Source organism: Lachnospiraceae bacterium JLR.KK008, assembly GCA_037015955.1.
GTDB lineage: Bacteria > Bacillota > Clostridia > Lachnospirales > Lachnospiraceae > VSOB01.
Map to the genome: position 1 here is coordinate 2,963,476 of CP143548.1, position 12,539 is coordinate 2,976,014.

A 12,539-nucleotide genomic window follows, 5' to 3' on the forward strand; every position below is an offset into this window, starting at 1 on the left:
TGTCTTCCATCGTCTTTTCATTGTACATCCTCCTTTCTCTTGACTACCATATATGCTTCATATGGCTGCAAGATTCCCTGAAAAAATTTTAGTTTTTCATTGCTCAGCAGCACTTCCGCCTCTTCCCAGTTCTCCGAAAGCGTATACCGCACTGCCTGTGATGTAAAATTGCAGATCACCAAAAGTCTGTCTGTCTCATTTTCACGGATATAAGCAAATATATCCGGATCCTCCGGCAGCAAAAGTGTAAATCTGCCGTCAGTCAGCACCTTTTCCCTCTTTCGCAGCGCGATCAGTTTTCTGTAAAAATGAAAAACGGAATCTTCGTCCGCCATCTGCCGCTCCACGTTTACATCCGTATAATTCGGATTTACGCGTATCCACGGCGTCCCGCTCGTAAAGCCTGCATGTTCCCCTCCGTTCCACTGCATCGGCGTGCGGGCGTTGTCACGTCCTTTTGCATAGACAGACTCCATGATTTCCTCCTCCGGATAGCCTGCCTGCCTGCGCTCCCGATACATATTCAGCAGTTCGATGTCCCTGTATTCACTAATATCAAACCTGACATTTGTCATGCCAAGTTCCTCCCCCTGGTAAACATAAGGCGTTCCCTGCATTCCATGCAGACACAGTGCCAGCATTTTCGCGGATTTTTCCCTGTACTCTCCGTCATCCCCAAAACGGGATACTGATCTTGGCAGATCGTGATTGCTGAAAAAGAGACTGTTCCAGCCCTTCTGGTATAATTGCGTCTGCCATTTGGCAAGCGTCTTTTTAAATTCGACAAAAGGCAACGGCGCCAGATCCCACTTTTCTCCGTCCGGTTGTTGATCCAGAAGAATGTGTTCGAACTGAAAGACCATCGAGAGTTCACTGCCGTCCGGGTTACTGTACAGAAATGCCCGTTCGGGAGTTGCACTCCACGCTTCTCCCACAGTGATCAGGTGGTTTCCTGCAAAAACTTCCCGGCTCATCTCCTTTAAGTACTCGTGAAGCTGTTTTCCCTCCGCCATCACGCCTCTGTCAGGTTCTTTGGCGATCAGGTCAATAACATCCAGACGAAAACCTCCGATCCCTCTTTCTGTCCACCAGCGGATCATTTGATAGATCTCTTTTCTCACTTGTGGATTCTCCCAGTTCAGATCCGGTTGTTTCACCGAGAACTGATGCAGATAGTACTGTCCGCATTCCGGCACCCATTCCCATGCGGAACCGCCAAAGCTGGCTTTCAGGTCGCTGGGCGGCGTTCCCTCTTCACCATCCCGCCACACATAGTACGCATGGTAAGGGTTATCCCGGCTCTGCTTTGCCTTCAAAAACCACGGATGTTCATCAGAAGTATGATTCAACACCAAGTCCAGAATGATCCGTATGCCGCGTGTCGATGCCTGACGGATCAGCTCATCCATATCTTCCAGACTGCCAAACAGCGGATCGATGTCCTGATAATTGGAAATATCATATCCGTTGTCGTCCTGAGGTGAGCAGCAGACCGGCGACAGCCAGATCGCCTGTATCCCCAGATTTTGCAAATACTCCAGCTTTTGTATGACCCCTTTCAGATCTCCTATGCCGTCACCATTGCTGTCGTAAAAGCTGCGGGGATATATCTGATAAATTACTGCCTGTTTCCACCACAGTTCATCCATCATTCATGCACCACTCCTTTTGTTTTTTGGCTCCGTTCACAATCTCTTTCGCCATTTATAGTCTAACTTACCATTATGCGTCCTGTAAATGCCCGTATTCAGCCACTTTTATATCTTTATGCTATTTTTTCCATACTATTTGAAAATCGTCTAGCATTTTGGTATATGAAGTGCTATAATCAACAAACGTGAGGGAGGTAAGGCCATGCAAGATCTTATTTTTTCCGTTTTTCCCAGTGAAAATTTTGTCGATTTAGGCTTATATCAGTTTGGATGGGAACAATGTAAACCGGCTCATCTTTATGGACCAGCCGCCCGCAATCATTACCTTTTTCACTATGTAATATCCGGTACAGGAACGTTGACCGCACAAGATGCCAAGGGAATCAGTCAGGTATATCAGATCAGAAGCGGACAGGGATTTATGCTCTTTCCCGACCAGATCTCCACTTATGTCGCCTCGGAAAATCTCCCCTGGGAATATGTGTGGCTCGAATTTGACGGTTTGCGGGCCAGAGAAGCAGTGGAACGGGCCGGCTTGTCCGTAAATGAACCGGTTTATCATGCGAAATTCAGCGACATCAAAGAAGAGATGGCTTCTGAAATGATGTACATTGTAAATCATAAAGACAGCTCTCCCTTTCACCTGATCGGACATCTCTATCTTTTTCTTGACTACCTGTCCCGCTCCAGCGCTCAACTGTTTGCGCCGCGCAATAAATTATGTGATTTTTATATTAAAGAAGCAATCACATTTATTGAGCAAAATTTTCAAAATTCCATTACCGTGGAGGATATTGCAGCCGCCTGCGGCTTAAACCGCAGCTATTTCGGCAAGATTTTTCACAAACATGTCGGCAGGTCACCGCAGGAATTTTTGATCGCATATCGGATGACAAAAGCTGCGGAGCTTCTCAGACTGACGACGCTATCCATTGCAGACATTGGAAATGCAGTCGGTTATCCCAACCAACTGCACTTCTCCCGGGCATTCAAGAGTGTCTACCAGCTTTCCCCAAGGCAATGGCGTATGGAAAACGGTATCAGAAATGAATCCTTATCCTTCTTTGAGTAATGTCTGTAGCAGCATGATATGATACTCTTCATCTTTGATAATTCTTGCCAACACTGCGTTCACATATTGGTCGTTGATCATTTTCATGTGCATCTGATACTGGCTGATCGCCGCTTTCTCGGCATCTATGTCGGCCAGCAGCATTTTTCTGATGTCTTCCGGTATCGTAATATATTTCGGTGTCCACATTCTGCGTCTGCCATCGCATTCGATCGCCGTATAGTCGATCGTACCTCCGAGCAGATAAATCAGTTCCCCTAATTTTTGCAAGTGCATCATCTCTGCCATGGCAATTCCCAGTATCGTCTTCACCAGCGGACATTTCTCACAGGACATGCGGTTTTCATTGTTGATATATTGAGTGATTGCAGACAGTTCCGACACTGCGCCGCAGTAGTCGACGCTGAGCAGATTGGCAAACGTTTGATTCGGTCCACATACCTGAATCGACGGATAAGGCAGATCCACCATGATCGGCTTCACGCCTGCAAAACTGCATGTATTGACGAATTTGTTGACGGCAGGTCTTCCTTTTTCTTCCATATATGTGCTACTCTCATCTCGTTTTTCGTTCTATCTTAAATATATGAAAGAACTGACCAAATGGTGCTTGTTTTCACAATGGAAATTCTAAATCAGCATTCCTTACCCTCAGTGGACAAGGACACACACGCCCTTTACCCACTGTCTGAGAAAATGGAGTCAGACCTTGACTTTTCCTCAATTCTCTGTATAATAGGTTTTCGGAAAGACCCATAAAATCAGGGTTCTCTATATGATCAACGTCAGTTCGAGACCTTCCTGACGCAAAACAAAACTAAAGGAGAAAAAAATGAAAAGTAAAAACGTATTGTTCCTCACACGGGCAGCTATGATCGCTGCTCTCTATGTGGTGCTGACATTTATCGCCAATGCCTTTGGCCTGGCCTCCGGCGCCATTCAGGTGCGTCTCTCAGAGATGCTCGCTATTTTCCCCGCATTTACTTCTGCCGCAGTTCCCGGCCTTGCCATCGGTTGCCTTCTGAGCAATCTGCTGACCGGATGTTGTATTCTTGACATCATCATGGGAAGTCTGGCAACTCTTATCGGTGCTCTGGGCGCCCGTATTCTGCGCAGGCACCCTTTTTTGATTCCCCTGCCGACAATCGTAGCCAACGCTCTGATCGTGCCCTATGTGCTGACCTCTCCGTATGGCTATGGACTGACCGATGCCTGGTGGTATTTGGTAATTACCGTTGGCGCAGGCGAGATTATTTCCTGTGGGATTCTCGGAATGATTCTCTTTTTTGCTATCCGCAAATATGCAAGTCACATCTTTAGTTAAATAACATAAGTTATGTTCTTGGCACATAGGTAATAAAGCTGTTGCCGTTCTCTTCGAACCACTGCGTGGAGTCATTGATTCCTTTTTTGTACACTTCGCCGGTCAGAGGGTCCATGAGAACGGTATTCAGCTCGTTAAAGCCAACGATCAGTACCGCATTTCCATCATTCAAAGTTGCCAGTACCGGAATGTCCCGGTTTACATAATACAAAACCGCGTTCAGGGAGCACCCTGACAATTCCAGAATCTGTGCCTCCGGCAGATTGGTCTTCAATATTTCCACAGCCGTCATTCCGCGCTGCAGCATATATGCCGTATTTCTCGCCACTCCCTCATATGCCAGGATTGTATCCAGGCAAACGGCTAAGCTGTTTCTCTCTTCGTCTGCAGCCTCACCGGTTATTTTCATAATCTGATTTTTAATACTGCGGTCTCCCGCCTTCCATACATGTGCACCCGCGTCATTGACAACGATTCCGGATATTTCACTGCCCTTAGTCACTGCATTGCCTGCATCCGTATATATCCCTTCAATGTCACGAATCCCGTAGACATAATAGTGCTCCGTATCAGTCTCCTCGGCGTTGATTATAACCTCTCTCCCGCCCTCGTATAATACCTCTTTCGGCGTCAAAAACTTCATGCTTTTCTTGTCGATCGTTTTCTTGACTGCAATCTGCACAACTGTCTCAAATTCCTCCGTCAACGCCGTTTCGATCGTGTTGTCACCTGTCTCTACCTCTTCGTTGTTCATAATCTGGTCTTCCCTGGCCGGAATATACTGCGATGTCAGTTCATCTTTTTCTACGCGCTGCAGATTGATCTGGTTGTCTCTGATCTCAGCGCTTACCACATAGATCCCTCTCTCGCTATACTTTTTCAGGATTTCATCATTTTCATTCTGGATTCGGATCTCATACATCGGCACAATGATTTCACCGCTGCGGTCTTTTTCTATATCTGACACTCGTGTCATTCCATAGATCAGATCCTCTCCCATAAATCCAAGCGGAGACAGCACAATGTTATTCCCCTGGCTCATCTTCGTCTGTTTTTTTGAACTGAGATTTAACAATGTCAATTCACTGCTCTCAGTCTTCTCTCCGCTCTTCCATACGATCATACGGTTGCTGTCCGATATTTTATACGACTCTTCCTGCAAATCAGTAACAATCGTTCTGTAATTTTTGCTTTCCAGATTGATCTCATATACATTTCCCGACAGCATCACATACAGATGATTGTCATTGTCCACATAGGAAAGTTGCTCCATGTCCGCTTTAACTCTGTCATAAGAACGGCTGTCAGGAATAAATACCTGTTCCTCTATCGTATTTAACATACTGTTATAATAGGAAACCTGTATCCCTACCTCTCCCTCATGCTTGCCCCGGTTCATATACCCATAAACAAGAAATTGTACGTTATCTGTTTCATCTACATTTAATATTTTGATACCGTGAGCCGGATATAGCGTTCTGTTGTCCGCATTTTCCCTGTCATAAAATCCAAACAGGTAAGCGAGCTTATTGCCGCTCACATTATAGCTGAATAATCGGTTCTCATTGACAAAGGCCAGCACATTGCCGCCGTCGCTTTCCGCCATCTCCACATCGGCATCGTTAATGCCAAGCATAATCTTGTTGTTGGCAAACACATCGACGGTATTCTGCTTGAATATTTCACTCATGTCTCTCTGATAATCCAACAGATAAATTCGCTCCTCCGTATATCGGAGCCGATAGTATTCCACGACATTATAAAACCTTTTGGTTTTGTCATCGTCTCCGATGCTTACCATGTATGACACAGTCATATTGGCAATGGACGGCCCCAGCTCCTTGATAGAATAAACAGGCTCCAGCTCTTCCTTTACCTTCAGGTCCCCCCAGGTAATCTGCTGATAACTGCTGTGAATATCAACATGACTGTAGGTACTGTTGTTCCCCTCGGAATTTGATTCCAGATATTTCGTGAGCGTCTGTGCAGCTTCTTTATCATAACTCCTGTTATGAAAATCCTTAACAAAATCCAGTTTCTCTTTTACATGATACTCATCTGCCGCTACAATTCTCGTATAATAACGAATCGTCCTGCCTTCTCCGTCTTCCAGTAAAAGGATCAGATTATATTCAATCTGTTCTTCGATCAGATCCTTAATCGTGATTGTTGCGGTAATCAGGTCCCCCTCCTCGTGGTATTGGCTGATGTCTGTCGCCTCCACGAGTCTCTCCCCGTCCACACTTCTCACTTCAAACCGCAGGTTTTTCACCGCGCTGCCCATTTTCTCGATCGTAATGTCCAGTTTTCTGCCCTGGCCAAGCGGCGTGATCGTCTCCCGCATCGTGCTGCCCTGCATTTCCCTTATATATCCATGCAGACAGTTAATCTTATCACTTCCCTGGCTCATATACACAAGCGGAAGCGTCGCTTTCCCCATTTCCACTGTCATATCCGTATTTCCCTGATTCATAAGGCTGCTGATAATAAATAGAGAAAGAAGAAAAGTGAATATCCATATGACACTTTGCAACACTACTTTTTTCATAAATTGTTACTCCAATCAATACTTCTGTAAAAGTTCTGCCAATGTGGGCTGCACATGAAGAAATTCCATCAGTTCTCCAATCTGTGCCCTTTTGCGGCGGCGATACTTTCGTTCCGTTTCGTTGTCATCTCCCCGGCTGCGTCTGATGCAGCGGAGCATAATATTTTTAGGCGTATGTTCCATATCAATAAATTCCAGTATCTGTGTATCATATCCCTGCGCCTCCATAAGCTCTCCGCGCAGAGCGTCCGTAAACAGCGCCGCCGTCCGCTCTCTGATCAGTCCATAAGAAAACAGACTATCCAATTCGCCACACCGGATTTGTCCATTCAGTTCATGCTGACAACAGGGTACTGACAAAATCACACGGGCGTTCCACTTTACCGCCTGATTCAGGGCATGATCCGTGGCAGTGTCACAGGCATGTAATGTCACTACCATGTCTATCTGCTCCTTCCCCTGATAACTCTGAATGTCACCCTGATAAAAATGAAGTCCATCGTAACCATATTTTTCACTCAACTGACGACACCTAGAAATTATATCCTGTTTTAAGTCAAGGCCAATAATCTCCACATCATATTGTTTTAAAACATGCAGATAATAATACATGGCAAATGTCAGATAAGACTTTCCACAACCAAAATCTACGATGCGCACAGTCCGTTCTTTTGGCAGATATGGCAAAATATCCGCAATGTACTCTAAAAAGCGGTTAATTTGTCTAAATTTATCAAATTTACTTTTAATTATTTTCCCTTCTGTACTCTGTACACCCAAATCCTGGAGAAAGGCTACCGGCGTGTTTTCCTCTAAGATATAATTTTTCTTTCTGTTATGAATGAGCACTGGATCGAGTGTAGCTTCCATACGTTTCTTTCTGATTGTCAGATTGCCTTTTTTGCCGATCAGCGCCGTAGCCTGCCAGCCTCTCGTGCGGATTTCCAGTTGCCGGAAATCGCTCTGTGCCAATTCAATAACGCCAGATATTAATTCTGTTTCCTTTTTGTTGGTATGATATACTTTCGTTCCTTCAAAACGACTCTCCTGAAAACAGAGCTGCTCTTTCAACATGACAGGGCGTATTTTTACTTTCTGTGTTCCGCCCTTTGTCCGGGGATTGCTGAGTACGATCTGATACAGACCATCCCGCACACTCTGTTCTATTAAACTTCTCAGCCGTTCCATATGTCTTCCAGTCCTTTTCCACATCCTGCCAGTTTTTTAGTTTCCTTTCTATTTTACTTTGTTTCATTAAAAAGGACAACCAGTATTTTCTATCTACATTTCCTAAGATTTTTTTAAATTTTTATCTAGCAGTGTCTGATGTGATATACTCTATATGGAACCTTCATATAATTGGCATTCTTGAGTTTATTGCATAGAAAGGAGTTTTCCTATGACACTGATTTCCCCATCGCCCGAATCAGAAAAATGGTCTTTGAAAACAATTCTTTGTCGTTTTCAAAGTTATCGCCATTTTCCGGTTACTTTGGGCACTCTGTGGCTTTTTACACTGATCCTCATTGGAGCTGCAAATATTGCAGATTCAGAAATTTCAGATAATTCAATCTATATTTTATTATTTATTTTTTTGTATGGGTCCGGCAGTTTTCCGCTTGAGGCTTATTTTCTGAAAAAAAAACGCTGTTTTAATTACTATTTACTGTTAGCCTTGAATACTCTTTTGCCTGCCTTCATGACATTATTACTCGTGTATGAAGATAAGGGTCAATCTGAAACAAACTTGACAGACACTTTCTTTACACGTTATTGTCCATCTTACTTTTTTATTCTGTTCTTTATTGCCATTTACTTCTGTCATAAAAGGCTGGCATGTTCTCTGGAAGAATATCTCACACGCATCTTCAGCCGCGCAATACGATACCACATTTTTTATTTTGTGCTTTTGATCGGAAGTTCTATTATTACGTCTATTTTATCACAATTATTTAATTTAGATTTTAATATTGTTATCAGTACACAGATGCTTTTATTTGGTCTGTATTATATGTCTTCCTTTCTTCTTGCTCTCTATCCGGAGACTCCGGATGATAACATGATTACCAGCGCTTTGATCAGATACATACTGCCTGTAATCACCATTTTTACCTATGTGGTTATTTACGCCTACCTCCTTAAGATACTGATCCTTCGGGATATTCCCTCCAATGCGATCTTCCGGATCGCCGCAGGATTGTTCGTCATGGCATTCCCTGTCTGCATTATGAACAGTTTTTACCGGAACAAGAACCCGCTTCTGCGGATTACCAGATGGCTTCCCTGTTTGTTCCTGCCTTTTTTACCATTGCAAGGGTATTCAATCGGAGTCCGCATCTATGAAAACGGCCTGACACCTGTGCGCTGTATTGCCGTTATCTTCCTGCTTTTTGAATGCCTCGTTTTGTTTCTCTATCACCGGAAACGCCATGCACTCCATCTGCTTTTCCTGGTTATGCCTGTTTTTTTCCTCGTTTTCGGCTGTATGCCTTATGTCAATGTCTCTTACCTTTCCTATCTCAGCCAGAAAAAGACAGCGGAACATTATCTTTATCTCCCGGAAGCAGAACAGCAAGAGATCCTGGCAGGCACGGAAACATATCTCGATGTCCACGAACGCACTTATGGCGCTTATTATTATCTCAAGTATGACTACTATGGCAGCCAGTACCTTGAGAGTCTGCCAAAGTCCTCCCAGGACAGGCTGGCTCTGTTTGGTAACAGGAATATCATCTCTTCCACTGTCATATACTCCGCATCAACGGAGGACTCGCCGTTTGATGTCTCCGGGTTCCATTACTGCTCCCACTTTCGTATCTCTGAATACGGTCGGGCCGTTACGGATGAAAATGGCGAGCTTTCCTATGACTTGGAGAATTATGCGATTCTCCCTGTTGACAAACCTCAGTTTACGGTTAATCTGTCCGAAATTCTTGAACATTACAGGAAACAGGCTGATGAGAACGATGAAATCTATGACTATTTCATAAATAACAATCGCTATCAAATTGATGCTTCTCATACACTTGTCTTCCACAAGCTCCGTTTTGAATATGATAAACAGGATGACACCATTTTTTACTTTCACATCGAAGGTTATCTACTGGAAAAATGAGATATCGCACAGTAACTGCACAGTTTTTATATAATATTAAGTTAAAATTTAAGAAATATTATTTATATAAAAATTTAAGAAACCGGACAGATATAATATTGTCTGCCCGGTTCTCATAAATTATATTATAATATATTTTATTTAACTACATTAATACGTGCAATCGCTCGCTGCAGAGCAGTCTCCGCCCTCATCACATCCGTCTCCGGTGTTTTTGAGTTCAAACGTTCTTCCGCTCTATGGCGAGCTTCTTCCGCTCTCTCCACATCGATCTCGCTCGGCCATTCGACAATCTCTGCCATGATCGTCACTTTATCCTGGAGAATCTCTGCAAAGCCGGCATGAAGTGCTGCCTCTTTCTTATCACTTTCCTCCGTAATTGTCAGAATACCAGGGGCTACAATAACTGTCGTCGGTACATGCTCTTTGTAGATACCAATCTCGCCTTCGGTCGTATTAAATTCCACCATCGAGGCTTCCCCTTCATAAAAGACTCTGTCCGGAGTTATGATCTTTAATAGAAATTTATTTCCTTCTGCCATATGCTCACCCCTTACTTCACGCGGGCTAATACATCATCAATCGTTCCTGCGTTCAGGAAATGGCTTTCCGGAATATCATCATGTTTTCCTTCAATGATCTCTCTGAAACCACGAATTGTCTCATTAATCGGCACATACTTTCCTTCCAGACCGGTAAACTGTCCTGCCACGAAGAATGGCTGAGACAAAAATCTCTGCACCTTTCTCGCCCTGCTTACTACCAGTTTATCGTCTTCTGAAAGTTCATCCATACCAAGAATGGCAATAATATCCTGTAACTCTTTGTACTTCTGCAGAATTTCCTGTACTCCGCGGGCTACCTGATAATGCTCTTCTCCAACGATACGCGGGTCAAGAATTCTCGATGTGGACTCCAACGGATCAACTGCCGGATAAATACCAAGCTCCACGATCGAACGCGACAACACAGTCGTCGCATCCAGATGCGCAAAAGTCGTTGCCGGAGCCGGGTCCGTTAAGTCATCGGCCGGCACATAGACTGCCTGTACGGACGTGATGGAACCGTTTTTCGTGGATGTGATACGCTCCTGCAGAGCGCCCATCTCCGTCTGCAGCGTCGGCTGATAACCAACGGCAGAGGGCATACGCCCAAGCAATGCAGACACTTCGGAGCCAGCCTGTGTGAAACGGAAAATATTGTCAATAAAGAGCAGCACATCCTTGCCGCCTTTATCCCGGAAGTACTCCGCCATCGTCAGTCCTGTCAGTCCGACTCTCATTCTTGCTCCGGGCGGCTCGTTCATCTGGCCAAACACCATTGTCGTTTTATCGATTACGCCCGATTCCTGCATCTCATGATAAAGATCGTTTCCTTCTCTCGTTCGCTCTCCTACACCGGTAAATACGGAATATCCGCCGTGTTCTGTCGCAATATTACGAATCAGCTCCTGAATCAACACGGTTTTTCCTACACCGGCACCGCCGAACAATCCAATCTTACCACCCTTCTGATAAGGGCAGAGCAGATCGACGACTTTGATTCCCGTTTCCAGAAGTTCCGTCTCTGTTGCCTGTTCCTCAAATGCCGGAGCAGGTCTGTGAATCGGTTCATGTCCCACGCCTGTCGGCTCGGGTTTATTATCAATAGGCTCTCCCAACACGTTGAAAATACGTCCCAGCGTATTTTCGCCGACCGGCACCGTAATTGGTCCTCCGGTTGCAATCGCTTCCATCCCTCTCACAAGGCCGTCGGTAGAACCCATGGCAATACATTTCACTGTGTCGTCACCCAGATGCTGTGCTACTTCCACGATCAGTTTTCCGCCGTCTTTCGTCGGAATACGGATCGCTTCGTTGATCTCGGGAAGTTTTCCCTCGCTGAACTTAATATCCAGGACAGCACCGATGATCTGAGTGATCTTTCCGCTGTTTACTTCTGCCATTTTCTATCTCACTCCTCCATTAACTGATCGCTTCCGCACCAGCTATAATTTCCGTCAATTCCTGTGTAATAGAGCCCTGTCTTGCCCTGTTATACAGAAGTGTCAGGTTGTTGATCATTTCTTCAGCATTGCTCGTTGCCGAATCCATTGCCTGCATTCTCGCACCGTTCTCGCTGGCCGCCGATTCTACCAGGCCGCCATAGATCAGACTCGTCACATATTTGGGAATGATCAGATCCAGCGCCTCGTCGTCCTCCGGCTCAAAGTTCATCGGAACCTGTCTTTCCTCATCACTGCCTTTATCGCGCTCTGTCCCCGCTTCCACCGGAAGCAGCTTCAAAAGCGTCGGCACATGGCTGACCGTATTTTTAAATACGGTGTATGCCAGATAGATCTCATTGATCTCGCCGTCCGCATACGCCGCCAATAATTGATTGGCAAGACGTACCGCATCAGGATATTGCGGTTCCTCGATCATGTCGGAAAAATCTCCTTTGATCTCATACCCATAGCGGGCAAGGGTGTCACGTCCTTTCTTGCCCACTGCATAGATCGCCAGATCTTCCTTTTTGAAATCCCCTTTGGTGACTAATTTGATCACGTTGGAATTATAACCGCCTGCAAGGCCTCTGTTCGAAGTAACGACGATCACTGCCTTTTTTCCGGTTTCTCCTGCTTTCAAGTATGGATGATCGCTGTGACCTGTCTTTGCAAGCATAGATGTAACGGTTTCATACATACAGTCAAAATATGCTTTTGACTGTTCTGCACGGCCTTTCGCCCTCTGGAGCTTAACCGTGGAAACAAGCTTCATGGCTTTGGTAATCTGCTGGGTACTCTGAATACTGACTTTACGTCTTTTTATGTCTATCATCGAGGCCAT

Annotated in this window: 10 protein-coding genes; 3 read left to right on the forward strand and 7 right to left on the reverse strand. The window is 45.0% G+C overall.

The window, feature by feature from the left end:
• Nucleotides 1–17: 17 nt before the first annotated feature.
• Entirely contained in the window at nt 18–1,652 is a 1,635-nt protein-coding gene (locus V1224_14625) for an alpha-glucosidase (GenBank protein WWR15687.1), read from the reverse strand.
• Between the two features lie 202 nt (nt 1,653–1,854).
• On the opposite strand from V1224_14625, the gene V1224_14630 reads away from it, so the two are divergent.
• Complete coding sequence (locus tag V1224_14630) at nt 1,855–2,724, forward strand: AraC family transcriptional regulator (GenBank protein WWR15688.1); 870 nt, start codon at nt 1,855–1,857, stop codon at nt 2,722–2,724.
• On the opposite strand, the gene V1224_14635 is transcribed toward V1224_14630, so the two are convergent.
• Entirely contained in the window at nt 2,707–3,267 is a 561-nt protein-coding gene (locus V1224_14635; GenBank protein WWR15689.1) for a ferritin-like domain-containing protein, read from the reverse strand. The two genes, V1224_14630 and V1224_14635, sit on opposite strands and share 18 nt — an antisense overlap.
• Nucleotides 3,268–3,556: 289 nt before the next feature.
• Between V1224_14635 and V1224_14640 the strand changes: the two genes are divergently transcribed.
• Complete coding sequence (locus tag V1224_14640) at nt 3,557–4,048, forward strand: QueT transporter family protein (protein ID WWR15690.1); 492 nt, start codon at nt 3,557–3,559, stop codon at nt 4,046–4,048.
• A 10-nt stretch (nt 4,049–4,058) separates the two neighbouring features.
• Here the strand turns inward: V1224_14640 and V1224_14645 are convergent, their stop codons facing one another.
• The gene (locus V1224_14645) at nt 4,059–6,596 is read right to left on the reverse strand and encodes a hypothetical protein (GenBank protein ID WWR15691.1); all 2,538 of its coding nucleotides are present in this window, start codon (nt 6,594–6,596) and stop codon (nt 4,059–4,061) included.
• A 15-nt stretch (nt 6,597–6,611) separates the two neighbouring features.
• Complete coding sequence (locus V1224_14650) at nt 6,612–7,784, reverse strand: SAM-dependent methyltransferase (GenBank protein ID WWR15692.1); 1,173 nt, start codon at nt 7,782–7,784, stop codon at nt 6,612–6,614.
• Between the two features lie 823 nt (nt 7,785–8,607).
• Between V1224_14650 and V1224_14655 the strand changes: the two genes are divergently transcribed.
• Entirely contained in the window at nt 8,608–9,711 is a 1,104-nt protein-coding gene (locus tag V1224_14655) for a hypothetical protein (GenBank protein WWR15693.1), read from the forward strand.
• A 137-nt stretch (nt 9,712–9,848) separates the two neighbouring features.
• On the opposite strand, the gene atpC is transcribed toward V1224_14655, so the two are convergent.
• The 3 genes from atpC to atpG are packed head-to-tail and all read right to left on the reverse strand — an operon-like array spanning nt 9,849 to nt 12,539.
• On the reverse strand, nt 9,849–10,253 hold the full coding sequence (atpC, locus tag V1224_14660; protein ID WWR15694.1) for an ATP synthase F1 subunit epsilon: 405 nt from the start codon (nt 10,251–10,253) through the stop codon (nt 9,849–9,851).
• An 11-nt stretch (nt 10,254–10,264) separates the two neighbouring features.
• Complete coding sequence (gene atpD, locus V1224_14665; GenBank protein WWR15695.1) at nt 10,265–11,656, reverse strand: F0F1 ATP synthase subunit beta; 1,392 nt, start codon at nt 11,654–11,656, stop codon at nt 10,265–10,267.
• Nucleotides 11,657–11,675: 19 nt separating this feature from the next.
• On the reverse strand, nt 11,676–12,539 hold the full coding sequence (atpG, locus tag V1224_14670) for an ATP synthase F1 subunit gamma (GenBank protein WWR15696.1): 864 nt from the start codon (nt 12,537–12,539) through the stop codon (nt 11,676–11,678).